Annotated in this window: 20 protein-coding genes; 12 read left to right on the top strand and 8 right to left on the bottom strand. The window is 64.7% G+C overall.

Going from position 1 to position 23,599, the window contains the following annotated elements; translation table 11 throughout:
• Nucleotides 1-33: 33 nt before the first annotated feature.
• The 3 genes from AB870_RS19135 to AB870_RS19125 form a co-directional block, all read right to left on the bottom strand.
• A complete protein-coding gene (locus tag AB870_RS19135) occupies nucleotides 34-3,066 on the bottom strand; it encodes an autotransporter family protein (protein WP_047905905.1) in 3,033 nt (1,010 codons plus the stop codon).
• A gap of 224 nt (nucleotides 3,067-3,290) precedes the next feature.
• Nucleotides 3,291-3,617: a DMT family transporter gene (locus AB870_RS19130; RefSeq protein ID WP_047905904.1), complete on the bottom strand. Its 327-nt coding sequence runs from the start codon at nucleotides 3,615-3,617 to the stop codon at nucleotides 3,291-3,293.
• Nucleotides 3,618-3,621: 4 nt separating this feature from the next.
• Nucleotides 3,622-4,281 carry a glutathione S-transferase family protein gene (locus AB870_RS19125; protein WP_047905903.1) on the bottom strand — a complete coding sequence of 220 codons (660 nt, stop codon included), beginning with the start codon at nucleotides 4,279-4,281 and terminating at the stop codon, nucleotides 3,622-3,624.
• A gap of 251 nt (nucleotides 4,282-4,532) precedes the next feature.
• On the opposite strand from AB870_RS19125, the gene AB870_RS19120 reads away from it, so the two are divergent.
• Nucleotides 4,533-5,735: a transketolase-like TK C-terminal-containing protein gene (locus AB870_RS19120; RefSeq protein ID WP_064674873.1), complete on the top strand. Its 1,203-nt coding sequence runs from the start codon at nucleotides 4,533-4,535 to the stop codon at nucleotides 5,733-5,735.
• 107 nt (nucleotides 5,736-5,842) lie between these two features.
• Here the strand turns inward: AB870_RS19120 and AB870_RS19115 are convergent, their stop codons facing one another.
• Nucleotides 5,843-6,304 (bottom strand): MarR family winged helix-turn-helix transcriptional regulator, encoded by a 462-nt coding sequence (locus AB870_RS19115; protein ID WP_047908442.1) that lies wholly within the window; start codon nucleotides 6,302-6,304, stop codon nucleotides 5,843-5,845.
• A gap of 151 nt (nucleotides 6,305-6,455) precedes the next feature.
• Between AB870_RS19115 and aceE the strand changes: the two genes are divergently transcribed.
• Nucleotides 6,456-9,134: a pyruvate dehydrogenase (acetyl-transferring), homodimeric type gene (gene aceE, locus AB870_RS19110; RefSeq protein WP_047905902.1), complete on the top strand. Its 2,679-nt coding sequence runs from the start codon at nucleotides 6,456-6,458 to the stop codon at nucleotides 9,132-9,134.
• On the opposite strand, the gene zapE is transcribed toward aceE, so the two are convergent.
• A complete protein-coding gene (gene zapE / locus AB870_RS19105) occupies nucleotides 9,131-10,168 on the bottom strand; it encodes a cell division protein ZapE (protein WP_047908441.1) in 1,038 nt (345 codons plus the stop codon). The genes aceE and zapE overlap by 4 nt on opposite strands.
• Nucleotides 10,169-10,551: 383 nt before the next feature.
• Between zapE and AB870_RS19100 the strand changes: the two genes are divergently transcribed.
• Both AB870_RS19100 and AB870_RS19095 read left to right on the top strand, forming a co-directional pair.
• Nucleotides 10,552-11,085: a glyoxalase superfamily protein gene (locus AB870_RS19100; protein ID WP_047908440.1), complete on the top strand. Its 534-nt coding sequence runs from the start codon at nucleotides 10,552-10,554 to the stop codon at nucleotides 11,083-11,085.
• Nucleotides 11,086-11,099: 14 nt separating this feature from the next.
• On the top strand, nucleotides 11,100-11,969 hold the full coding sequence (locus AB870_RS19095; protein ID WP_047905901.1) for an arylamine N-acetyltransferase family protein: 870 nt from the start codon (nucleotides 11,100-11,102) through the stop codon (nucleotides 11,967-11,969).
• Between the two features lie 42 nt (nucleotides 11,970-12,011).
• Here AB870_RS19095 and AB870_RS19090 read toward each other — a convergent pair whose 3' ends face one another.
• Nucleotides 12,012-13,238 carry an MFS transporter gene (locus AB870_RS19090; RefSeq protein ID WP_047905900.1) on the bottom strand — a complete coding sequence of 409 codons (1,227 nt, stop codon included), beginning with the start codon at nucleotides 13,236-13,238 and terminating at the stop codon, nucleotides 12,012-12,014.
• A 177-nt stretch (nucleotides 13,239-13,415) separates the two neighbouring features.
• On the opposite strand from AB870_RS19090, the gene AB870_RS19085 reads away from it, so the two are divergent.
• Nucleotides 13,416-14,396 carry a LysR family transcriptional regulator gene (locus tag AB870_RS19085; protein ID WP_084663889.1) on the top strand — a complete coding sequence of 327 codons (981 nt, stop codon included), beginning with the start codon at nucleotides 13,416-13,418 and terminating at the stop codon, nucleotides 14,394-14,396.
• 8 nt (nucleotides 14,397-14,404) lie between these two features.
• On the opposite strand, the gene AB870_RS19080 is transcribed toward AB870_RS19085, so the two are convergent.
• Nucleotides 14,405-15,382 carry a LysR family transcriptional regulator gene (locus tag AB870_RS19080; protein ID WP_237169990.1) on the bottom strand — a complete coding sequence of 326 codons (978 nt, stop codon included), beginning with the start codon at nucleotides 15,380-15,382 and terminating at the stop codon, nucleotides 14,405-14,407.
• A gap of 155 nt (nucleotides 15,383-15,537) precedes the next feature.
• On the opposite strand from AB870_RS19080, the gene AB870_RS19075 reads away from it, so the two are divergent.
• The 7 genes from AB870_RS19075 (at nucleotide 15,538) to AB870_RS19045 (ending at nucleotide 22,448) form a co-directional block, all read left to right on the top strand.
• Nucleotides 15,538-16,776: an ABC transporter substrate-binding protein gene (locus AB870_RS19075; RefSeq protein WP_167362716.1), complete on the top strand. Its 1,239-nt coding sequence runs from the start codon at nucleotides 15,538-15,540 to the stop codon at nucleotides 16,774-16,776.
• A 51-nt stretch (nucleotides 16,777-16,827) separates the two neighbouring features.
• Nucleotides 16,828-18,327, top strand: a complete 1,500-nt coding sequence (locus AB870_RS19070) for a CoA-acylating methylmalonate-semialdehyde dehydrogenase (protein ID WP_047905898.1) — start codon at nucleotides 16,828-16,830, stop codon at nucleotides 18,325-18,327.
• 15 nt (nucleotides 18,328-18,342) lie between these two features.
• Complete coding sequence (gene mmsB, locus AB870_RS19065) at nucleotides 18,343-19,272, top strand: 3-hydroxyisobutyrate dehydrogenase (RefSeq protein ID WP_047905897.1); 930 nt, start codon at nucleotides 18,343-18,345, stop codon at nucleotides 19,270-19,272.
• A 229-nt stretch (nucleotides 19,273-19,501) separates the two neighbouring features.
• Nucleotides 19,502-20,413: a bestrophin family protein gene (locus tag AB870_RS19060; protein WP_047905896.1), complete on the top strand. Its 912-nt coding sequence runs from the start codon at nucleotides 19,502-19,504 to the stop codon at nucleotides 20,411-20,413.
• 79 nt (nucleotides 20,414-20,492) lie between these two features.
• Nucleotides 20,493-20,849 carry an ArsR/SmtB family transcription factor gene (locus AB870_RS19055; RefSeq protein ID WP_044456996.1) on the top strand — a complete coding sequence of 119 codons (357 nt, stop codon included), beginning with the start codon at nucleotides 20,493-20,495 and terminating at the stop codon, nucleotides 20,847-20,849.
• Nucleotides 20,833-21,780: an SRPBCC family protein gene (locus tag AB870_RS19050; protein WP_047905895.1), complete on the top strand. Its 948-nt coding sequence runs from the start codon at nucleotides 20,833-20,835 to the stop codon at nucleotides 21,778-21,780. The genes AB870_RS19055 and AB870_RS19050 overlap by 17 nt, the downstream gene beginning before the upstream one ends.
• A gap of 260 nt (nucleotides 21,781-22,040) precedes the next feature.
• Nucleotides 22,041-22,448 carry a DUF4148 domain-containing protein gene (locus tag AB870_RS19045; RefSeq protein ID WP_064674933.1) on the top strand — a complete coding sequence of 136 codons (408 nt, stop codon included), beginning with the start codon at nucleotides 22,041-22,043 and terminating at the stop codon, nucleotides 22,446-22,448.
• A 96-nt stretch (nucleotides 22,449-22,544) separates the two neighbouring features.
• Here the strand turns inward: AB870_RS19045 and AB870_RS19040 are convergent, their stop codons facing one another.
• A complete protein-coding gene (locus AB870_RS19040; RefSeq protein ID WP_047908436.1) occupies nucleotides 22,545-23,447 on the bottom strand; it encodes a hypothetical protein in 903 nt (300 codons plus the stop codon).
• Nucleotides 23,448-23,599 lie beyond the last annotated feature (152 nt).

Below are 23,599 nucleotides of genomic sequence, written 5' to 3'. Positions count from 1 at the left end.
TCCAACGGTGCGCATTTGGCATTGCCCCTCACATCACCACCGATACCGGAAGCCCGCTTGCCCGTAAATGTTGCGACGGTAGTCCCCACCGATGTTCCGCGCGTATTTCACGCCAGCATACAGTGACGAAGCACGTCCCAGGGCCGCTTCCACGCCCGCGCCGAGTTCGTACCATGTTTTCGCCAGACTGCTGTCGAACGTGGCGCCACCCACGTTCGTCGCGCCCGGCGACAGGAAGTCATGGATCACGTCGACCGACACATACGGCGACGCCGATCCGATACCCGCCGCATTGCCCAGATCCGGCGTATTGAGCTTGACGCCGATACGTCCGCGCAGTGCATTCGTCGTATTGCCCGAGACCGGCGACACGCTATCGCTGAACCCGTTCAGATGCAGATACTGATACGCCAACTGCACCTGCGGCTCGATGGTGAAGCCGGAGTCAAGGATGGCGAACCTGTGACCGATCTCGCCCGAGAGCGCCGCACCGAAGCCATTCTGCGTCGCCCCAACGCCCGTCACGTCGCTGTACTTATTGCGGTAGTGCGAGAGCTGCGTCGTCACGTCGATGAACGCCCCTTGCGGTAGGATCCGCGTCCAGTAAGCACCCACCGACTGCGCCTGCATCGTCACCGACCCGGTGGCTGACGAGAGTGCCGGGTCCTGCGTGCGGGCACTGTCGGAAAACGATGCCGACGCCGTCCCGAACGTTGCCGTCACGCCCGCCAGCATGCTGCCCCCCATGCCGGACGCGTCCGTGTTCAGCCGCCAGTCGCGCCCGAACTGGGCCGCAAACATGCGCTCATCGGCACCGAAGCGGCCCGACAGGCTGGCATCCATCGTTTTGCCGTACAGGCGTCCCCAGACGCTGTTCGATGCATCGCCGCCCACACCGCCCACGCCGCCATTCGTGCGCACACTGCCCAACCGCTCCTGCATGCGGCCCAGCATCGTGAAGCCGAAATCGGCGTTCAACTGCGGTGTCATCGCATACGCGACGGTTGCGGCGCGATAGGCGGCCGCCCCCGAGGCATACGACGTCGACAGGAACCAGCTCGGATCGCCGCCCACCGGCCCGACCTTGCGAAGCAGATACTGATACGCCCCCGCCTGAATCGGCGAGGCCAGCTTGAACGCGCCATCCGATGCCGTGCCGTTGACCTGTACCAGTTCGATGCCGCTTCCCGGCGTCGGCGCGCCAGCGCCTGAAACCTTCAACTGCAGGAACGTCGTGCCGCTCGCATTGCCATTGATGACGAGCTTGTCGGAGGCCACCGAGCCGTCGGCTCCGATGCTCGCGCCCATCAGCGCCGTGCCATTGTTGCCCACGTAATTGCCGGCAATGGTGAACGTTCCCAGACTGCCCGCCACCGCGCCGGGCGAGGCGCTCCCGACCGCGATCATGCCGGCGTTCGTTACGCTGCCCAGCACGCCGCCGTAGCCGCCGAGCGTCGCACCCGGGGCGACGCTCGTCATGCCGCTGCCCAGCGTCGCGCTTCGATGCGCCGCGTCGCCCATCACGACCGTCGCCCCGCTCGCAATCGACGTCGCCCCCGCATAGGTGCTGGCGCCGTTCAGCGTGATCGTGCCCGCGCCCAGCGAGACCGCCGAGAAGTTCGAGATCGCGCCGTTGTAGCGGAACGCGTTGCCCGCGCCCGGTGCGATCGTCAACGTACTGGTGCCCGTGCCGCCAGAGATGTCGCCGTTCACCACGGCCGAGCCGCCCAGAATCTGGAGGCTGCTGTTGCCGCTGCCCAGATCCACGGCCTTGCCGCTCCGATCGGCGGTGATCGTGCCGTAGTTGACGACCGTTGCGTCGCTCGCGCCGGTGTTGACGACGGCGGCCGTCGCGCCGCCACCCTCGAGAATGCCGCCCGCCTGATTGACGACCGTGACCGTAAAGGCGTTGCGTGCCCCCGTCACCGCGATGGCCGAATCGCTTTGACCGCGAATGAGGCCGCTGTTGACGATGGTCGAATTCGCGTAGATGCCCTGCGGCGCAATGGACAAGCCCGAGACCGGATCCTTGTCGACGCCGGCGAGCGTAATGCCGCGCCCGATGCCGCCGGCGGTGTTCTCCCCGACGATGGTGCCGCTGTTGACGATGGTGCCGCCCCCGACCGTGATGCCCTCGCTGACGTCGTTGTTGGCCCGGGCGCCACGAATCACACCGGTGTTCGTGATGTTGACGATGCCGTCCACGTCCACGCCGTCGCCGTCGCCCGTCACGCCGTTGCCGACGATGGTGCCTGCGTTGACGATCGTAACGACCTCCTTGGCGTTGAAGCCGTCGATATTGATGCCGGAGCCGTTCGTGCCCTGAATCGTGCCGCCGGCCTGATTCGTGACGGAGAGCCTGAATGTGCCGTCGGTCGTCGTGTCCACACCGCCGGTTATGCCATGCCGCGCACCCTGAATCAGACCGGTGCCCGTATTGATCACCGTAATGCCGCTGTTCGCCTGCGCATCGATACCGTCGCTGCTGCTCGTGCTGCCGGGGTTGTTGGTCGAGCGGATGATGCCCGCGTTGTTGACCACACCGTTCACCCCGGGGCGCACGGCATCCGCTTCGTTTGCCTGAATGATGCCGCCGGCGAAGTTGTTCAGCACGTTGGTGCCCGTGGCGATCGCGTTGAAGTCGATGGCCTGACTGCCGCCCGCGGACGTGTTGGTCGACGTGAGTGTGCCGTAGTTGTTGAAGATGACGTTGCTGTTCGCCTTGTTCATCTGAATCACGTCGGCGTCGAACGTGGTCATGCTCGCGCCGGCGCCGTTCGTCACTGTCAGCGTCAGACCACCGGTGTTGTCGCGAATTGCGCGGCCGGTGCCCGTCATGTTGAGTGTGCCGTTGTTGACCAGCGTGGCGTTGCCCGTCACGGAGATGCCGACGGTGCTGCCGCCGACCGACAGCGTGCCGCCCTTGTCGATGGCGCCGGTCTGAGCGCCCGAGAGTGTCTGCGCCGTGTTCGACGTTTGTCCGTCGGCGATATGGAAATTGGCGGCGATGGCGTGCTGCTCGGCGAAGAGCGCGATGACGCCCGCCAGAATGGCGATGGGTTTCATAGACTCCGATGTCCTCTTTGGAACTTGTTCGAAGCCGCCAAGTATTCGTCGGAGTAGTGACGAATTGATGAAAGGAAGGGAAAGACACGCGAACCGCGGGCCATTCCATGCGGTAAAACGGCAAAAGCCCGATAAACGGGACGGAAGCAATACGGAAGCGATACGGGGAAGCGAGACGGAAGCGAGACAAAGGCGGGCCGCATGTCGCCGCCCCCGCACGAGGCTTACGCCCCGCCGCTCTCGGAAAATCGCAACCCTGCGATGCCGACGATCGTCAGCATCAGAAAGCCGATGCGGCTCCACGGCAGCGAATCGCCGAACCAGAGCGCGCCCGCAAGCACAAGTCCGACCGTTCCGATACCTGTCCAGATGGCGTAGGCCATGCCGACCGGCAACGCGCGCAATGCCAGCGCGAGCAGATAGATGCTGGCCAGCGCCGCGGCGATGGCGACGGCACTCGGCACGAGCCGCGTCCAGCCGTCGTTGAACTTTAGCGCCAGCCCCATCGCGATCTCCAGCGCGGCCGCGAGCAGCAGATAGATCCACGCCATCGCATCAGGCCTCCGGTTGGACCATCTCGCCGCGGTTCGCGACAATCGCCGCCTGCACCGCCGGACGCGCGTCGATCTGTGCAAGCCACCGGCGCACATGAGGGAAGGGCGTCAGATCGAGATTCAGCTCGTCGTGGGTGCGCAACCACGCGAAGGCGGCGATGTCGGCAATCGAATAGTCGTCCGTCGCGAGATACGCCGAGCGCGCCAGTCGCGTATCGACCACGTCGATCAGTCGCAGCGACTCCTTGCGATACCGCGCGATGGCTTCCGTGTTGGCTGTCTTCGAGCCGTGCAGAAACCACCACAGCTGCCCGAGCATTGGCCCGATACCGCCAATCTGGAAATGGAGCCATTGATTCACGGCGATGGCCTGCGTTTGCGACATCGGTTGCAGAACACCGGTGCGCATCGCGAGATACGTCAGGATCGCGCCCGATTCGAAGATTGTCAGATCCCGTTCGTGATCGACGACGACCGGAATCTTGCCGTTAGGGTTGCGTTCCAGGAACGCCGGCTGTTTCTGTTCGCCGGCAGACAGGTCGACGTTGATCTGCGTGTGCGCCAGATTGGCTTCATGCAGGTACAGGCTGACTTTCAGGCCGTTGGGAGTGTCGGCGGTGTAGAAGGTGAGCGGCGGCGTGGTTGCGGGCGTCGGCTTCATGTTCTTTCCTCAGGTGTTGTTCGCATTTGCGATTGCAAATACAATGATTGCAATTGCAATCGTATGAGTTTTTGCGGCGAATCACAAGTCGCGACGAAACAAGAGCGGACACAAAGGAGCGGCGATGAGGGGAATGGCTGACACGAACCCGGCGGGTCGCAATGCTGCGGCGGTGCAAGGCGCCACGCGGCAGGCGGCGCTCGCTTGCATCGGCAGGCTGATGGCTTCCCGGAACTCAGGGGGAGGCGTGGATGGCGTGGATGGCGTGGGAGGGACGGGGGGGGGCGGGCGATGCAAGGTCGCCGCTGGACGCCCTGACTCATATCGCGAACGTGCTCGCCGAAGGCGAGATGTCCGATCATGTGTGGATCGTGGATTCGGCGGTTGCCGAGGCCGCGCCCCGGTCGTCGGCACGCCCACGCCGAAGCAGGCGCGCGTCGCTGCCGAGCGCCGTCGCCACGTGGTTTCAGCCGTCGCCGGCCCGGGAGCGGCCGTTGCTGTATCTGCTGCACTCGCCGACGTTGCGTGGCGTATTGACGGCAGGCGTCGAAGCGATGGGACTCGGCGCGGGGATCGAGGCCGCGCCGAACAATGTGAACAACGCAAACGATGCAGCCGATGTGGCCACGCTTCGGGGCCGCCGCGAACCGGCTGGCACACTCAGGCGCGGCATCTTCCTGAACGACGCCGCCCTCTGGTCGCCCGACAGGCTCAAGCGCGTGCGTCCCGAGTTGCCGCTGTGGCTGGCGGCGCAACCGGAATGGCTGCCCTACGATCCGGCGTCCGCGCAGGAGCTGCATGCCTTGCTATGCGCGGCGCTCGATGCCTTGTACGTCCAGGGCGAATCCGGTTTCTGCTATCTGAGCGCGCACGACGTGCCCTCCATCGAGGGACCGCCGCTCGGTCCCGCCGATGCGCACGATGCCTTTCGTGGCATGTACCGTCTGAGGGCGCTGCCCGGCACGCATCCCCCTTATGTGATTCGTCTGTGCGGCGCGGGCCGGGCGCTGGCGAATGTGCTCGAAGCCGCACGATGGTTGCAACTCGATTGGGGCGTGGCGTGTGAAGTGTGGAGTTGTCCGAGCTACACGCGTCTGGCACGCGAGGCGGGCGATGCCGGGCGCATGGCGATGCTGCATGGCGAGAGCACGGCGCGCGTGCCCCACGTGATGCGATGCCTCGGTGACGGGCGAGCGCCGGTGCTTGCCGTGACAGGCTATGCGCGTCACATCGCCAATCAGATCGGCGCGTTCGTCCCGGCACGGTTCGCGGCGCTGGGCAGCGACGATACCGATGCGCTGGGCGGGAAGGACGAGGGCGGTGAGAGCCTCAAATCCGGCGACACGCCGGGCGTGCGCTGGATCGTCCTGAATGCGTTGCGGTTGCTGGTGAGCGACGGCGTACTGCCGCGCGAGCGTATCGCCGAAGCGACACGTCGCTATGGCGTGGTTTGACGGTGCGCAATCGCGCGGGGCATGCCGCGGATCGCGCCATGCATCGCGCAGGATCGGCAGGGCGCAAAAGGGGGGCGCATCGCCGCTCCCCCTTGCCGGGGCCTGCCTCAGCGCTGCTTCGTCTCGAGCAGAAACTCGCGCGCCGCCGTACTGGCGCGGTCGAGCGCCTCGGCCACCGGTGCGACATCTTTCTCGCGAAACTGACTGAGAAACAATTCCGCGACGGTGGACTGGTAGACCTTCCACATCTTCTTGCGAAGCGCGCGTCCCTTGTCGGTAATGGTCGCGTAGGCCGCGCGACCGTCGTCCGGGTCGCGCATGCGCGTGACGAGTCCTTCCTGCTCCAGCCGGTCGATCAGGCGCGTCAGGTTGTAGCGCTCGATGGCGAGCACGTCGGCCAGTTCGTGCATGCGGCGGGTGCCTTGCGGACCGCTCTCGAGGCCCCACAGGGTGTCGTACCAGGCATAGGCGGGCAGACCGGCGGCAGCCAGGCGGCGCTCGATCTCGCGGATCATCGTGCGATGTGCGCGCACGAAGGAAAACCAGAGATCGGGTTCAAGCGAGCTCATGAATGTCCTTGTCGTTTCCATGGGTGAGTTGCAGTTGCAATTGTACATCGTTAGAATGGCCGGCATTACGATTGCAAATGCAATTCATCGTATGGATGTTTGTCGACATTGTTGGCGATCGCACCCTTCGTGATCTTCAAGGAGACCTGTCATGACTCAACTGCCCGTGGTGGCATCCGCCGATACCGATATTCAGGAAACGCGAGAGTGGCTCGATGCGCTCGAAGGCGTCACCTGCGTCGAAGGCCGTTCGCGCGCGCACTTCCTGATCGACCGGCTCGCTGCATGGGATTTCGCACGGCACGGCGACTTCCACGCGCGTGTGACGACCGATTACGTCAACACGATCCCGCCCTCGCGCCAGAGCGCCTATCCGGGCGATCTCGCCGTCGAGCGCCGGCTCAACGCGTTCATTCGCTGGAACGCGATGGTGATGGTGCTGCGTGCGGGCAGGCATTCGAACGTGGGCGGCCACATCGCGACGTATCAGTCTGCGGCCGTGCTCTACGACGTGGGCTTCGATCACTTCTTCCGTGGCCGCACCGATACGTTCGACGGCGACATGATCTACGTGCAGGGGCACTCCGCGCCCGGCATCTATGCGAGGGCCTATGTCGAAGGACGCATCACCGGCGCGCAGCTCGACAACTATCGTCGCGAAGCGGGACGCGACGGCATCTCGTCCTATCCGCACCCGCGTCTGATGCCGGACTTCTGGCAATTTCCCACGGTGTCGATGGGTCTCGGCCCAATCACTGCCGCGTATCAGGCGCGTTTCATGCGCTATCTCGAATACCGCGGCCTCAAGCCGCATCAGGGCCGCAAGGTCTGGGCCTTCCTCGGCGACGGCGAAATGGATCAACCGGAATCGCTTGCCGCGATTTCCCTGGGCGGGCGCGAGCGTCTGGACAATCTGATCTTCGTCGTCAACTGCAACCTGCAACGTCTGGACGGCCCGGTGCGCGGCAACGGCAAGGTCATTCAGGAACTGGAGGGCACCTTTCGCGCGGCGGGCTGGAACGTCATCAAGGTGATCTGGGGCAGCGGCTGGGATGCGTTGCTGGAAAAGGACGTTCACGGCCTGCTGCGCGAGCGGATGATGGCGTGCGTCGACGGCGACTACCAGACGTTCAAGTCGCAGAACGGCGCTTACGTGCGCGAACATTTCTTCGGCACGTCCCCCGAGCTGCTGGCGATGGTCGCGCACCTGAGCGACGACGAGATCTGGCAACTCGCACGCGGCGGCCACGATGCGCTGAAGGTCTACGCCGCCTACGCGCAGGCGATGAAGACGCAGGGGCGCCCGAGTGTGATTCTCGCCAAGACCGTGAAGGGCTTCGGCATGGGCGAAGCGGGCGAAGGGCAGAACGTCAACCATCAATTGAAGAAGATGAGCGCCGACGCCGTACGCGCTTTCCGCGACCGCTTCGACCTGCCCGTGACCGACGCGCAGTTGCCGGAGATGCCGTATCTGCGCCCCGATCCCGACAGCCCGGAAGGCCGCTACCTTGCCGCGCGTCGCGCAGCGCTGGGCGGGCACCAGCCGGCGCGCTTCGGCTTGCGCGCGCCGCTGGCCATCCCCCCGCTGAGCACCTTCGCCGCGCAATTGAAGGACACCGGCGAGCGCGAGTTGTCCACGACGATGGCGTTCGTGCGCATTCTCACGGCGCTGCTCAAGGATCCCGAGATCGGTCAGCGCGTGGTCCCCATCGTGCCGGACGAATCGCGCACGTTCGGCATGGAGCCGCTGTTCCGCCAGATCGGCATCCACTCGTATCTCGGCCAGCGCTATACGCCACAGGACGCCGGGCAGCTCAGTTACTACAGGGAAGCGCTCGACGGGCAGATTCTGCAAGAAGGCATCAACGAGTCGGGCGCGATGGCGTCGTGGATCGCGGCGGGTACGTCGTACAGCACCCATGACTTCGCCACCATTCCGTTCTACATCTTCTATTCGATGTTCGGCCTGCAACGGGTGGGCGATCTCGCATGGGCGGCAGGCGACGCGCGCACGCGCGGCTTCATGCTGGGCGCCACGTCCGGGCGCACCACGCTCATGGGCGAAGGGCTGCAACACGACGACGGGCACAGTCACGTACTGGCATCGGTCATTCCGAACTGCGTGGCGTACGACCCTACATTCCAGTACGAACTGGCGGTAATTCTCCAGAACGGCATGCAGCGCATGTACGGCGACAATGAAGACGTCTACTACTACGTCACGCTGCTCAACGAAAACTACACGCACCCGGCAATGCCGGAGGGTGCGCAGGCGGGCATTCTGAAGGGGCTGTATCTGTTGCGCGAAGGTGAGCCCACGCCCGCCGATGCGCCCCGCGTGCAGCTAATGGGCAGCGGCGCGATTCTGCGGGAGGTGATCGCCGCCAGCGCGCTGCTTCGCGACGACTTTGGCGTGCAGAGCGACATCTGGAGCGCGACGAGTCTTACCGAAGTGCGCCGCGAAGGGCTGGCCGCCGAGCGCTGGAATCTGCTGCATCCGGATCGGACGCCGCGCGTGCCGTATGCCCAGCAATGTCTGGCGGACCGCAAAGGCCCGCTCGTCGTCGCCACGGACTACATGAAAATCGTCGGCGATCAGATTCGTCCGTTCGTGCGAGACCGCCGCTTCGTCACGCTGGGCACTGACGGCTTCGGCTGCTCGGATACGCGAGAATCGCTGCGCAAGTACTTCGAAGTGGATCGCCACTTTATTGTGCTGGCGGCGCTGGGTGCGTTGGCGGATGCCGGCATGGTGCCGCGCGGGCGCGTGGGCGAAGCGATCCGCAAGTACGGTATCGATCCGGAAAAGCTGGATCCCAGCACCGTTTAACGGCGCGTGCGCCGCTCGTATTCGCGCGAGCCCATCTCCGCGAGGCGGCTGATCGTGCGCGACAGGTCGCGCCAGTCGCTCAGGGCGTCGAGCGCCGGGATGAGGGGCGCGTCGGATGCGATCAGCAGCGTGCGCTGCCGGTCATAGGCTATGTCGATGAGCCAGAGAAAGCGTTGCAGCGTATCGGGGCGACGCAGTCGCTCCACGTGCAGGTCGTCCACGATCAGCGTCTGCCATTGCTCCGCCAGTCCGAGATAGTCCAGATGCGACCGATGCGCCACGCACAGTGCATCGAAATCGGCCCACAGCACGTGGCGACCTGCACTTCGTACGGCGAGCGCCCGGCCTGCCACGCTCACTTCCGAAGGCTCGGCGGGCGGACATCCTTCCCACTCGGTGTAGCGCGCGGGAAGGATGTCGCGCGCTGCTTCCAACGGCGACAGCCAGCGGGCGATCTCCGCCGCCTCGCCGCCCATCCGGTAATCGGTTTCGCCGTCGAAATGGACGATGGCGAAGCGTTGCAGGATAAGCGCAATGGTCGGCTCGAAGCGTTCGTGAAACTCGGGATCGGGCAGTAACTGCTGCGGCGCATAGTTCGACGTCAGCACCAGCCGGACGCCGCGTGCCAGGGCGATGTCGAGAAAGCGTCCGACGAGAAAGGCGTCGGCGATGTCGTGAACGTGGAACTCGTCGAAACAGAGCAGTTCGACGGCATCGAGCCAGCGATTCGCCACGGCGGCAAGCCGGTCGTCGCACTTTGGCTCACGTACGAGTTGCCGGTGTATGTCGCGCAGAAATTCGTGGAAATGGACACGGCGCTTTTCGCATTGCGCGACGGCGAACGCGGTGTCGACGACGAGGCTCTTGCCGCGTCCCGGCGGGCCGTAGCAGTACACGCCGCCGCACGGTGCGATGGCGGATGCGCCGCCGAGCGTCGTCAGGCGTGTGAGCACGGCAATGGCGTCGCGTTGACGCAGGTCGGGGGTGACGTGGCGCTCGGCCAGCGCCTGCGTGATACGCGCGGCGTCGATCATGAGAAAAACATACTCCGGAAGGCGGATGCCGACGGCGTCGCGCCGGCGCACGAGCGTCACTATACCGGCGTGTCGCGATCCCGGCCAATGCGGAATTGAGCGCGCGGTCATCGCATTCCGGCATCCCGCGTGCCGATGGGTGGGCGGTATGCCGGCACGTTGGCAGGCGCTGTCGAAGCGTCGTTCCGGCCCTCTCTCAGGGGCGCTTCGGATTGCTGCTAGAATTGCCGCCAAGGCCGATGCTGCCTGCCGCTCGCCCCCGCATGGGGATGGTGAAAGCATCGCAGGCAGGGCATGTCCGTCCCGTTCCTCAGGCGACGCGCATCAGCAACGCGAGCACTGATCGAATGCGTCGCCACCGAACGCTATCGAGGATGGCAAACATGCGAACCTATCTCGACGCCAAAGTCATGGCCAGGTCGCTGCGCGAGCGTCTCGCGCGCGAGGGCATCGACATTTCCCACGCACAGGCACTCGAAGCCGTGGCCGCGCAGTTCGGCTTTGCGGACTGGAACGTGCTCGCCGCAAAGCTCGCCTCTGCGGCTGACGATGGCATCGTATTCGACACCGTCGCACCGATCCACCGGATCTTCGACGAAGCCAGGGCGCGCGAATTCTACGTCGGCTTTCTCGGCTTCCACGTCGATTGGGAGCATCGCTTCGCCGACGGCATGCCGCTGTACTGTCAGGTCTCGCGTGCGGGGATGACGTTGCATCTGTCCGGCCATTTTGGCGACGCGAGCCCCGGCGCAACCACGTTCGTGTTCATGCGCGGCATCGAAGCGTATCAGCGCGATTTGTCCGGCAAGCGCTATCCGAACATGAACCCCGGCATCGAAGAACTCGACTGGGGCAAGCAGATGACGGTGACGGACCCGTTCAATAATCGTATTCGCTTCTGCGAATCGACCGACTGAAGAGGCAGGCCGGTATGTCCCAGACTTTCGATCTCGAACGCTATTTCCGGCGCATCGGCTACACCGGTCCGCGCGAGCCCACGCTCGACGTTTTGCGCGCCATCCACGCACTCCATCCACAGGCCATTCCGTTCGAGAACATCGACCCGATTCGCGGCAAGCCGGTCGCCGTCGACTTGCCGTCGGTCGTCGGCAAACTGATCGACGGCGCACGGGGCGGCTATTGTTTCGAGCAGAACGCGTTGTTCGCCAACGCGCTCACCCATCTTGGGTTCGACGTCACACCGATGATCGGGCGTGTCGCGTGGGGCCGAACCTTCACCGTGGAGGCGCCGCTCACGCACATGTTGCTGCGCGTGGAACTGGAGAGCGAGTCATGGCTGGCGGATGTGGGATTCGGCTCGGTGACGCTCACCGCGCCTCTGCGTCTGAATACGTCGCAAGAGCAGTCGACACCGCTCGAAATCTTCCAGCTCGAACCCGTACGCCCGGCCGATGGCGATGTCGTCGCCGAGTACCGCCTGAGCGTGAAATCGGCACAGGCATGGTTGCCGGCCTATCGCTTTACGCCGCGACCGGCCGAGTGGATCGACTACAAACTCGGCAACTGGTACACGTCGAGCGCACCGGAGTCCATCTTCACCAACCATCTGATGGCGTGCCGGGTGCTGCCGGATGGCCCCCGCGGACGCATCGCGCTGTTCGACACCAAGTTCGTCGAGCGGGGGCCGGCTGGCGACGTGCGGGTCGAGACCCAGATCGGGTCCGCGTCGCAATTGGCCGAGGTGCTCGAAGGATCGTTCGGGCTCAATCTTGAGGGTGTCGACACCGGCGACCTGTTCGAGCGCGCGCTGGCGGGGGCGGCAAAGACGGTGGTTCGCTAAACGCCGCGTGAGCGGCCGCGCACCACGCGTGCAGGCCGGCATTCAGCGGGCCGACGCGGTCCCCGGCCACATGCGCACGGCGAGTGCGCCCAGTGCCGAGAGGGTGGCGAGCGAGGCAACGCCTGTCCAGCCCCACTGCGCCAGCGCTTGCGAACCGAGCACCGAGCCGAGCGACATGCCGATGAACACGCACACGAACAACACGGCGTTCAGACGGCTGCGTGCGGCGGGCTCGATCCCGTACACGATGGTCTGGTGCGAGATCAGCGCGACCTGCACCCCGAGATCGAAACCGATGGCGCCGAGCCCGATCAGCCACAACTGCGCATGCGGGCTGAGCATCGGCGCGAACAGCATGGCAGCGAACGAGGCGGCGACCATCGCGGCGCCAAGACGTGTCACGACCTGGGGCCCCTTCTTGTCGGCGATGCGACCGGCAATCGGCGCGCCGAGGGCGCCGGCTGCACCGGCCAGACCGAACGCACCGGCCGCGGCCGCCCCCATATGGAACGGCGCTTCGTGGAGCATGACCGCCAACGTCGACCAGAAGGCGCTGAAGCCGACCGAAAGCAGGCCCTGCGCAAACGCTGCCCGGCGCAGTGCCGGGTGACGGCGCCATAAACCGGCCACCGAGCCGATCAATTGACGATAGGACAATTGCGTCGTCGGATGGAACGACGGCAAACCGCGCCATGCCACCACGCCGAAACTCGCCACACTGATCGCCGCCACCACATACATCGCCCGCCATCCGAAGTTCTGCGCGACGAAGCCCGAAACGACCCGCGAGAGCAGAATGCCCAGCAGCAGGCCGGTCATGACGGTGCCGACGACGCGTCCCCGGATCGATTCGGGGGCGAGGGTCGCGGCGGCAGGCACAATGTCCTGCGCCATCGTCGCCGTCAGCCCGATGGCGAGGCTCGCGACCAGCAGCGTGCCGATGCCCGGCGCGAAGGCCGCCAGCAGCAGCGCCAGCGTGAGAATCGCGCCCTTGATGAGCACGATGCGACGCCGGTCGAAGCGGTCGCCGAGCGGCACCAGCAGCAAAATACCGAGCGCGTAGCCGAGTTGGGTGAGCGTCGGCACCCAGCCGACGGTTGTGTTGGCCGCGTGGATGTCGTCGGTCATGATGCCGAGCATCGGCTGCGCGTAATACAGCGAGGCCACCGTCAGGCCGGTGCCGGTCGCCAGCAACAGGATGAGCCGCGCCGACAGCGCGGGCTGGGGCCGTCGGGCCGTGGCAGTGTTGGAAAGCTGAGCGGAACTCATGAGCGAGTCTCCAGAAAAGAATCGGTACGGAAGCTGGCGCTACCGGGCAGTCACGAAGCGTCGATGTCGACAGACCTGCGCGGCAATGACGGGGTAACCAGGCACGGGGCGTAGTGTCTCGCTTGGTGCGGTGCAGCGGTAGACCTATAATCCGTACAACCTTTATACGCACGACGTATGACAGAGCCTCCCGATACCCCTCATCCGGCCGTTGGCGTCGCCTCGGCGCGCCCCAGTGGTGCCGACCGCGTCGAACTGATGCAGACTTTCGTGCGCATCGTCGAATCCGGCAGCCTGTCGGCGGCCGCCGCGCTGCTCGGCACCACGCAACCGACCGTCAGCCGGCGTCTCCAGATGCTGGAGCGCTCGCTCGGCCTGCGGCTGCTTCAGCGCTCCACGCATCAGATGAAACTCACCGAGGACGGGGAACGTTGCTATGCGCGGGCCAAGGACCTGGTGACGAGCTGGGAGGCATTCGAAGCCGATTTGCGCGGCACCGGCGACGAGCCCGAAGGCACGCTGCGGGTATATGTTCCGCATGCGTTCGGGCAGGACATGATGATCGGGCCGCTGGCCGACTTCCTGGAACGCCATACGAAGATAAAGGTGCACTGGTTCTTGCAGGACCGCGAGCCGGACTTCATCGCCGAGGGCGTCGATTGCGCCATTCACGTGGGCGAATTGCAGGATCCGTCGAATGTCGCGATCCTGCTGACCGACGTGCCGCGCATCGTCGTCGCCTCGCCTGAACTGGTGCGCGCACGCGCGATGCCGCAACGCCCGTCGGACCTGATGGCGCTGCCGTGGCTCGCGCTCACCACGTTCTACCGCACCGAACTCACGCTCACGCATGGGCAGACGCACGAATCGGAGCGCATTACATTCGATCCGCGAATGAGCACCGACAACCTGTTTGCATTGCGCAGTGCCGCATTGCGGGGGCTGGGCGTGGGTGTGGCTTCCGCGTGGGTGATGGCCGAAGACATTTCGCAGGGACGCCTGATTCAACTGGTGCCGCAGTGGCGCTCGGCGGCCTTGCCCATGTATCTCATCTATCTTTACGCGAAGTACTACCCGGCGCGGCTGCGGCGCTTCATCGAAGCGATGCGCACCGTGGTGCCGGTTGTCATCGAGCAAGAGCAGCGCAAGATCCGCTGAAGAGAGGCTCAGTGCAGTCGCAGTTGCCCCGCCTTGCCTTGCAGCAGCGCGTCGTTGCGATGCGCCGCGTCGCGAAGATAGTCCCACAGCACCGTAATGCGCTTGAGCGTGCGCAATTCCTCGTGGCAGTAGATCCAGAAACTGCGCGTGACAACCACGTCGTCGACCAGCAACGGCGCGAGCCGCGGGTCCTGCGCCGCCATGAAGCACGGCAGAATCGCCAGCGCTTCGCCCTGCAACGCCGCCTGATACTGCGCAATGACGCTGGTGCTGCGCAGCACGACGTTGCAACCCGGCACGATGTCTTCCAGATAACGCAACTCGTTGCTGAACGTCAGCTCGTCCACATAGCTGATGAAGCGGCGTCCCGCCAGATCCGCAAATGTCTTCACGTCGCCGTATCGCGCCAGGTAGCCGGGCGTGGCGTACAACTGCAAGCGGTAGTCGCACAGCTTGCTGCACACATACGGCCCGCGTTGCGGGCGCTCGATGGTGATGGCCAGATCGGCCTCGCGCTTGGACAGGCTCACGAAGCGTGGCACCGGCAACACGTCGAAATCGATGGCGGGGTATTCGCGCTGAAAGCGTGAGAGTACGGGCGTGACGAAATAGGTGCCGAAGGCCTCCGTGGAGCCGATGCGCACGTGGCCCGACAACGTTTGGCCGAGACCGGCGACCTGTTCGCACGCCGATTGCAGTGCCGTCTCCATCTGTTCGGCATACACGAGCAGTTGCTGACCTTCCGGCGTGAGTGCAAAGCCCGCATTGCGCGACTTGTCGAACAGCAGCGTGCCGAGTGCCTGCTCCAGCGCCCGTACGCGTCGCGAGACGGTCGTGTGATCGACGCCCAGACGCTGCGCCGCGGCACTGACCCGCTGCGTTCGCGCGACTTCCAGAAAATACCGAAGGTCGTCCCAGTCGGGGCGCGGCTCCGTGCCCGGATTCCCGGACAGACTGCTCTGTCGTGTCGCGCCGATGCGTGTCATCGCGCTGTCTCCTATGTGTATTTCTGCACAAAGTAGATGCAACGATGCGCTATGTAAAGCAAATTCGCACAAATACAATTTATGAGCGCCGCGCATAGACCTCGGCGCCAAAAAAGCATAAGAGCGTTCGATAAGACCTCAAGGAGACAAAAGCGATGAAGATCAAGCCGTGGCTGCTCGCGCTGGGACTCGGCGCGGGTTTGGGATTGTCGTCTCTCGGTTCGTTTGCGCAGTTGCCCGATCGTCCCGTGAAAGTGGGGGTGCTCACCGATATGTCGGGGACGTATTCCGCGATGGGCGGCGCTGGCTCGGTCGTTGCTGCTCAACTCGCGATCGACGACTGTCTGGCCGCCGAATGCAAGGGCATGAAGATCGAACTGGTCTCGGCCGACAACCAGAACAAGGCCGACGTGGCCGCCAACAAGGCGCGCGAATGGTTCGACCGCGATAACGTCGATGCGATTGCCGACCTGACCAACTCCGCTGCCGCGCTTGCCGTGCAGAAGCTGGCGATGGACAAGCAGCGTGTGGTGCTGTTCTCCGGCCCGGCGACCACGCGTCTGACCAACGAAGACTGCTCGCCCACGGGCTTTCACTGGATGTTCGACACGTACTCGCAATCGGCCGCCACCGCGCGCGCCGTGGTCGGTGACGGCGGCAAGTCCTGGTATTTCATCACCGTCGATTACGCGTTCGGCCATTCGCTGGAAAAGGACGCCGCGGACATTGTGAAGACGCTCGGCGGCACGGTCGTCGGCCAGTCGCGCCACCCGCTCAATGCCTCCGACTATGCGTCGTTCCTCTTGCAGGCGCAAAGCTCGAAGGCGCAGGTCGTGGCGCTCGCCAACGGCGGGCAGGACACCGTCAACGTTCTCAAGCAGGCGCGCGAATTCGGCATCGTGCAACGCGGACAGAAGCTCGCGGCGCTGCTGGTGTTCCTCTCGGACGTGCATGCGCTCGGCCTGAACACCGCGCAAGGCCTGCTGTTCACCGACGGCTTTTACTGGGATTTCGACGACGCCTCGCGCAAATGGTCCGATCGCTTCCAGAAGAAGTACAGGAACCTGAAGCCGACGATGGTGCAGGCGGGCGTGTATTCGAGCGTGCTGCATTACCTGCGTTCGGTGGCGGCTGCCCGGAGTGTCGATGCGAAGGTCGTTGCGCAAAAAATGCGTGAATTGCCGATTCGCGATCCGATCATGCACAACGCGTCCATTCGGCCGGACGGACGCGTGATTCACGACATGTATCTGTTCAAAGTGAAATCGCCCGCCGAGTCCAGGGGGCCGTGGGATTACTACACTACAGTGGCCACCGTCCCCGCGACGGAAGCCTTCCAGCCGCTGTCGAAATCGATCTGTCCGCTCGTGAAGACGAGCACGGCAGCGAAGTAACTTTCACCCGGATTCCTTCACCCGTATTCGTTTCGATCTGGAGAGCGTGTCATGTCCCTACCCACTATTGCGCTGCTCATCGATGGCAAGCGTGTTGAATCGAAGACGTCGCAGTGGCGTGACGTCGTGAACCCCGCCACGCAGGAGGTCGTCGCGCGAGTGCCGTTTGCAACGACCGAAGAGCTCGACGCGGCCGTCGCATCCGCCAAGGCGGCTTACAAGGGCTGGCGCAATACCTCGCAAGCCAACCGCATGCGCGTGATGCTGCGCTTTCAGCAGTTGTTGCGCGATCACACGGCGGAGCTTGCCGAACTGATTACGCGCGAACATGGCAAGACGCTGCCCGATGCCGAAGGCGAAGTCGGACGCGGTCTCGAAGTCGTCGAACATGCGTGTTCGATCGCCTCGCTGCAACTGGGCGAGTACGCGCAGAATGCGGCGGGCGGCGTGGATGTCTACACCCTCATCGAGCCGCTCGGCGTGTGCGCGGGTATCACGGCCTTCAACTTCCCCGTGATGCTGCCGTGTTTCATGTTCCCGCTCGCGGTGGCAACCGGCAATACGTTCGTGCTCAAGCCCTCGGAGCAGGACCCGAGCGCGTCGCTGCGGCTTGCGGAACTCGCACTCGAAGCCGGTCTGCCGCCGGGCGTGCTCAATGTCGTGCACGGCGGCCCGGACATCGCCAACGCCATTTGCGATCACCCCGACATCAAGGCCGTGTCGTTCATCGGCTCGACGCACGTCGGCACGCACATCTATCGTCGCGCTTCGGAAGCCGGCAAGCGTTGTCAGGCGATGATGGGCGCGAAGAACCACTGCGTGATTCTGCCGGACGCGGATCGCGAGCAGGCCATCAACCACCTGCTGGGCGCCGCCTTCGGGGCGGCAGGGCAGCGTTGCATGGCGACGTCGGTGGCGGTGCTCGTGGGCGAAGCGCGCGAGTGGGTGCCCGAACTTGTCGAGCGGGCGCGGGCGCTCAAGGTCGGCCCGGGTACGGATCGCACGGCGGACGTAGGCCCACTGGTGTCGAAGCAGGCACGCGCGCGGGTGGAGAAACTCATCGGCGCGGGCGTGGAGGAGGGCGCCAAGCTGCTGCTCGACGGGCGGGGTTACGCGGTCAGCGACGCGCCGGACGGCAACTTCGTCGGCCCCACGATCTTCGATGGCGTGACGGCCGATATGTCGATCTACCGGGATGAAATCTTCGGGCCGGTGCTGTGCATGGCGGGCGCCGAGACGCTCGACGAGGCGATCGCCTTCGTCAACGCGAACCCGAACGGTAACGGCGTGGCGCTGTTCACGCAGGATGGCGGTGCCGCGCGTCAGTTCCAGAACGAGATCGACGTCGGTCAGGTCGGCATCAACCTGCCGATTCCGGTGCCCGTCGCGTGGTTCAGCTTCACCGGTTCGCGAGCCTCGAAGCTCGGCGATCTGGGGCCGAACGGCAAGCAGGCGATTCTGTTCTGGACGCAAACGAAGACCGTGACTGCGCGCTGGCAGGCGCGCGGCACCGGCCCGGCGGGCGTGAACACCACGATCACGCTGAAGTAACTTCGGAGACGGACCATGGCTACGGAAACTCAGCAAGGACCGCTGCGCGTCGCCTTCATCGGCCTGGGCAATATGGGCGGACCGATGGCGGCGAATCTCGTGAGCGCCGGGCATATGGTGCGCGGCTTCGACTTGTCGGGCGCGGCGGTGGAGCGCCTCGTGGCGGCGGGCGGCAAAGCGGCGAAATCGATTGCCGACGCCGTGCGCGACGCGCAGGTCGTCATTACCATGTTGCCCGCGGGGGAACACGTGCTCGCGGCGTATGACGGCCCGGAAGGTGTGCTCGCGAATGCGCCCGCGCCCGCGGTGCTGATCGACAGCAGCACGGTGCCGCCGGAAATTCCGCGCCAGTTGGCGAAACTCGCGCGCCCGGGCACGCTGCTGCTCGACGCGCCGGTCTCGGGTGGCACGGCGGGCGCCGCCGCGGGCACCTTGACGTTCATGGTCGGGGGCGACGCGGCACTCGTCGAGCGCATGCGGCCGTTGCTCGGCAACATGGGCAAGGCCATCCACCACGGGGGGCCGCTCGGTGCCGGACAAACGCTCAAGCTGTGCAACAACATGCTGCTGGGCATTCTGATGGCGGGCACGAGCGAGGCGCTGCGTCTGGGCATCGCCAACGGGCTCGATCCCAAGGTGCTCTCGGCGGTAATGCAGCAAAGCTCCGGGCGCAACTGGACGCTGGAAGTCTATAACCCGTGTCCGGGGGTGATGGAGAACGCGGCGTCGTCGCGCGGTTACACGGGAGGCTTCGCAACGGACCTGATGGCGAAGGATTTGCGTCTCGCGCATGGGGCGGCGGTGTCGAGCGACGTGGCCACGCCGCTGGGCGATCTTGCCCGGCGTATTTTCGAAGTCCATCGCGCGAACGGTCACGGGGGACTCGATTTTTCGAGCATCTTCCAGGATCCGGTAACGCTGGCGCAGGCGCTGGAGGTCAAGTAGCGTCTCGCACTGTGCAAGGCGGCGAGACAACGGGCTGCGCCCGCCGGACGCTCATCCGGCGGGTGTTCCGCTATCGGTTTGCCGCCGATGCGCAGCCGCGGCCATTCGATGCGTTCGGTCCGTTGCATCGGCCGAAGTCATTTCAATGACGCGAATATCGGCGTATCATCCGGCCCCAACGGCTACCCCCACCGCCGGTTTCTCAGCGCCTGCGAGCGTCTCCGTCATCATGATCGTCCGTCCCAACCTGCATTGGCTGCGCATGCTATTCGTCGTGCGCGGCTCGATCTTGCCCAAGATCGCCCCGCAGCTTGTCTTCACCACGATCATCTCGATTGCCGTCACGCTCGCGCACGGGCGTATCTTCGAATGGAAGATCCCGCTTACGTTCATCCCGTTCTCGCTGATCGGCATTACGCTCGCCATCTTTCTCGGCTTCCGTAACACCACGAGTTATGCCCGCTACTGGGAAGCCCGCATGCTCTGGGGCAGCGTACTCAACGAGACGCGCGCGCTGTCGCGTCAGTCGATGACGCTCGTGTCCGACACGTCGGATTCGCCGCGCTTCGTCGCCTATCTGATCGCCTTCGTGCACGCAATGCGTCATCAATTGCGGGGCACCGATCCGCGCGCCGACCTCGATCGTCTGCTCGGCAAGGAAGACGTGACCTGCCTCGGGCGCAAGCAATTCAAGCCGATCACGCTCCTGCTCATGGCCGGAGAATGGTTGCGCGAGCGCCGGATGCGCGGTCAGATCGAGGCGCCGCTCGCGCAACTCATGGAGATGCACCTGGACCGTCTGGGCGAGGCCATCGGCGGCTGCGAGCGTATTGCCACCACGCCGATTCCCTTCACGTATGGCGTGATCCTGCACCGCGTCACTTATCTCTACAGTCTGCTGCTGCCGTTCGGACTCGTGGATTCCATCGGCCCCATGACGCCGGTGATCGTCGCCTTCATCTCCTACACCTTCTTCGCGCTCGAAGCGGTGAGTGCCGAAATCGAAGAGCCGTTTGGACTCGAACCGAACGACCTGGCGCTCGACGCCATGTCCGAGACCATCGAGCAATCTCTGCGGGAAATTCTGCATCGCCAGCACACGGCGCAGATGCGTGCGCGCGAGCATCACATCATCACCTGATCCCTGTCGCCGGACACCGGCTGAAATTTTTAATACTAAAGTCCTTGCTTTAGTTTTTGACGCGATTATACTCAAGTACATGCTTGACCATGACAACACCCTCGATCTGACCTTTCAGGCACTGGCCGATGCGTCTCGCCGCGCGATGCTCGTGCGGCTGGCGCAGGGGCCGGCGTCGGTGAGTGCGCTTGCGCAACCGCTGGCGATGTCGTTGCAGGCGGTCATGCAGCATCTGTCCGTGCTGGAGAGCGCGGGACTGGTGCGAACGGAAAAGGCCGGACGTGTGCGCACGTGCCGGATCGAACCTCAGGCGCTGAGCCTTGCCGAGCGATGGATCAATCAGCGCCGTCACGAGTGGGAAGGCCATCTCGACCGATTGGGCGAGTATCTGGCCAGCCTGCCGCCCGAAGGAGACCTTCATGACGACAGCAAGTGAAGCAAAAGCGACGGCGCAACGTCAGCCGTTGACCGTGGGCCGGACTTACGCGGTCGCCCGCGACGTGGTGTTCGGTGCGTGGACGGCGACCGAGGCCGTCAAGCGCTGGTTTTGCCCGGCCGGTTTCACGGTCCCCGAAGCGAAGATCGAGGCGCGTGAAGGTGGCGCGTTCGATCTGCGCATGCAGTCGCCCGAGGGCGAGTCGCACTGGATTCGCGGGCGCTTCGTCGACGTCGATGCCCCCGCGCGTCTCGTCATCGACATGACCGTGACCGACGAAAAGGGCCACGCGCTGTTCAGTGCGCTCACGACCGCCACGTTCACCGATGTCGCGCAAGGCACGCGGCTAGATGTGGAGCAACGCTATACGGTGCTCGATCCCGCCTTCGCCTGGATGCCGGAAGGTGCCGGACAGGGCTGGACGCAAACGCTCGACAAGCTCGGTCGCGAAGTCATGCGCGAGGCCGAAGCGCCGACGTCTCGCAGCGTCGTGCATGCGACCTTCCGTATCGAACGTCAGTACCCCGCATCGCCGGCGCGTGTGTTTCGCGCACTGGTCGAGCGTGAGGCCAAGGACCGCTGGTTTGCGCGCGGTGAGGGACTGACGCTGATCGAGCGCACGATGGATGTGCGCCCTGGAGGACGCGAGATCGCGAAGGGCAAGTGGCAGAGCGGCATGGTGTCGACGTTCGATGCGCTCTACTACGACGTTGTCAAGGACACGCGTCTCGTCTACGCCTACGAGATGCATCTCGATACGCGCAAGATTTCGGTGTCGCTCGCGACCATCGATCTCAAGGCGCGCGACGGCGGCACGCACCTCGTCATGACCGAGCAGGGCGCATTCCTCGACGGTTACGACGACGCGGGCTCGCGCGAGCGCGGCACGAACTTCCTGCTCGACGCGCTCGGCGCTTCGCTCGTCGACTGAGCATCCTGCCCCGGGCTTTTCACGCGCTCTCGTGCTTTTTCCGCACCCCGCCGCACCCCGCCGCACGTCGCCGGCCATCCCGGCGGCCGCGGCGTTTTCATATCCGGCAACGCACCGAAGTGGTGCATTCATTCCTATCGAAACGCACAATAGTTCCTCGACAAATTTCGCGTTTTTCATCGTGATGGCGAGTTCTAGACTTCCTTCCATCGACGGCGCCATTCAAAACAAAGCCGTCGCAACTGACAGGAGTTATGAAAATGAACCGCAAGAACATCGCTATCGCCCTTATCGCTGCCGTCGCTTCGCTGAGTGCCGTTGCCGGCAACGCTGCCGAGAACGGTAACAACTACCCCGAAATCGCTTCGCAAGGTCAAGCGCTGACCCGCGCTGCCGTGCTGGCCGATCTGGCCCAGGCCCGTGCCAACGGTCTGATCCCGCACGGCGACGCCGACTATCCGGCGTACGTCGCTTCGGGCCCGGGCAAGACCCGCGCCGATGTGAAGTCGGAACTGGCACAAGCGCGTGCCCAGGGGTTGCTCGCCGAGAACGACGTCGACTATCCGATCGTCGCCTCGCAAGGCCAGAGCGTGTCGCGCGCCGACGTCAAGCAGGACCTCGCCCGCGCCCGTGCCGCTGGCCAACTCAACGAGTTCCAGGGCAGTTGATTGCCGGACGGCTGACGAAGCCGCCGAACTTGCCCATCGAAAAGCCGTCCCGGGTGTCGCACTCGGGACGGCTTTTTTGTCGTTGTGGGGAGGCGCTCAGGCCTTCATGAAACGCAGCGCGAAGCGTGCGAGCTTCGGTACGAACGTGGGACGCAGCAGGCGCTTGTCGTAGCCCCCCATGCGGCGTGCATCCTCTTCGAGGCACAGCGCAATCAGATCGCGCGGCTTGAGCGATTCACCGATGTCGGCGGTGCCCGTGGCGGGGAAGTTGGCGTCGCGCGCCACGCCGTCCGTATCGATGCCGCGGGCAATCGCCATGCGATCCCAGATCAGCGTCACCCACACGGCCGCCACGCGCGCGTAAAACCATGGACGCTTCCAGAAAGGCAGCGTGCGTCGATACCAGGCCACCCAATTCGCGAAGAAAAGAATGTGGCGCGCTTCTTCCTGAATGACCGGCTCGAAGGTCTCGACCAGCGCTTCGGGGAAGTAGCCCGAGCGTTGAGCCGAACGAAACAGACCGAACGCGACGAAGCTGTCGATGCATTCGCTGAAGCCGGTCTTCATCCACGCCCATTCGGCGTCTTTCGGGGCCGGATAGGGCGGTTCCTGGGCCAGTTCGATGCCGTAGGCCTCGACCAGCCTGGAGAGCACGACCTTGTGGCGCGCTTCTTCCTCGCCGTCCATGACGAGCGCCGCGCGCAGGAGCGGATCCTGAATCGTCGCCGCATACGTTGCGACGCGAATGGACGCGCGGCCTTCGGTCTGCACCGCGATGTCCCAGATGGGCAGCGCGGTCAGACGCTTGAGGGCATCGGGCGGCAGCGTCGGCCATTCGATGACGGCGGGCTTATAAGGATTGTGAGACTCCAGCAACATGCGGCAGAACATGCGTTTGTGGGAGTCCGAACCAATTTCCACGGGTCCCTGGACATCGTATTGCCAATGGCGCATGACATGGTCGGCTTCGGCCACGGCGGCTGCTGACGTGTCGGACATCTGTTCGGGATATCGCATCGGTATGAGTCGTGTCGGCGTCGCCGAAAATCATACCATCGGCGATGCGCGCGCGCCGTGCAGACGGGGGCGTGGCGCGTCATCATGCCCAGGCGCCGTGTGCGCAAGGGCGGCGGGACGAGACGACGATGCGT

Source organism: Pandoraea faecigallinarum, from assembly GCF_001029105.3.
In the GTDB taxonomy this organism is placed as follows: domain Bacteria; phylum Pseudomonadota; class Gammaproteobacteria; order Burkholderiales; family Burkholderiaceae; genus Pandoraea; species Pandoraea faecigallinarum.
Note: the sequence above shows the minus strand (reverse complement) of the source record. Positions and strands in the feature narration are given on the sequence as shown.

Coding starts and splice junctions, on each gene's coding strand:
- AB870_RS19050 (WP_047905895.1), top strand. CDS start 20,833: ATGACGACAGCAAGTGAAGCAAAAGCGACGGCGCAACGTCAGCCGTTG.
- AB870_RS19100 (WP_047908440.1), top strand. CDS start 10,552: ATGCGAACCTATCTCGACGCCAAAGTCATGGCCAGGTCGCTGCGCGAG.
- AB870_RS19060 (WP_047905896.1), top strand. CDS start 19,502: ATGATCGTCCGTCCCAACCTGCATTGGCTGCGCATGCTATTCGTCGTG.
- zapE (WP_047908441.1), bottom strand. CDS start 10,168: ATGATCGACGCCGCGCGTATCACGCAGGCGCTGGCCGAGCGCCACGTC.
- aceE (WP_047905902.1), top strand. CDS start 6,456: ATGACTCAACTGCCCGTGGTGGCATCCGCCGATACCGATATTCAGGAA.
- AB870_RS19075 (WP_167362716.1), top strand. CDS start 15,538: ATGAAGATCAAGCCGTGGCTGCTCGCGCTGGGACTCGGCGCGGGTTTG.
- AB870_RS19040 (WP_047908436.1), bottom strand. CDS start 23,447: ATGTCCGACACGTCAGCAGCCGCCGTGGCCGAAGCCGACCATGTCATG.
- AB870_RS19055 (WP_044456996.1), top strand. CDS start 20,493: ATGCTTGACCATGACAACACCCTCGATCTGACCTTTCAGGCACTGGCC.
- AB870_RS19135 (WP_047905905.1), bottom strand. CDS start 3,066: ATGAAACCCATCGCCATTCTGGCGGGCGTCATCGCGCTCTTCGCCGAG.
- AB870_RS19045 (WP_064674933.1), top strand. CDS start 22,041: ATGAACCGCAAGAACATCGCTATCGCCCTTATCGCTGCCGTCGCTTCG.
- AB870_RS19070 (WP_047905898.1), top strand. CDS start 16,828: ATGTCCCTACCCACTATTGCGCTGCTCATCGATGGCAAGCGTGTTGAA.
- AB870_RS19090 (WP_047905900.1), bottom strand. CDS start 13,238: ATGAGTTCCGCTCAGCTTTCCAACACTGCCACGGCCCGACGGCCCCAG.
- AB870_RS19080 (WP_237169990.1), bottom strand. CDS start 15,382: ATGACACGCATCGGCGCGACACGACAGAGCAGTCTGTCCGGGAATCCG.
- AB870_RS19120 (WP_064674873.1), top strand. CDS start 4,533: ATGGCGTGGATGGCGTGGGAGGGACGGGGGGGGGCGGGCGATGCAAGG.
- AB870_RS19125 (WP_047905903.1), bottom strand. CDS start 4,281: ATGAAGCCGACGCCCGCAACCACGCCGCCGCTCACCTTCTACACCGCC.
- AB870_RS19095 (WP_047905901.1), top strand. CDS start 11,100: ATGTCCCAGACTTTCGATCTCGAACGCTATTTCCGGCGCATCGGCTAC.
- AB870_RS19130 (WP_047905904.1), bottom strand. CDS start 3,617: ATGGCGTGGATCTATCTGCTGCTCGCGGCCGCGCTGGAGATCGCGATG.
- mmsB (WP_047905897.1), top strand. CDS start 18,343: ATGGCTACGGAAACTCAGCAAGGACCGCTGCGCGTCGCCTTCATCGGC.
- AB870_RS19115 (WP_047908442.1), bottom strand. CDS start 6,304: ATGAGCTCGCTTGAACCCGATCTCTGGTTTTCCTTCGTGCGCGCACAT.
- AB870_RS19085 (WP_084663889.1), top strand. CDS start 13,416: ATGACAGAGCCTCCCGATACCCCTCATCCGGCCGTTGGCGTCGCCTCG.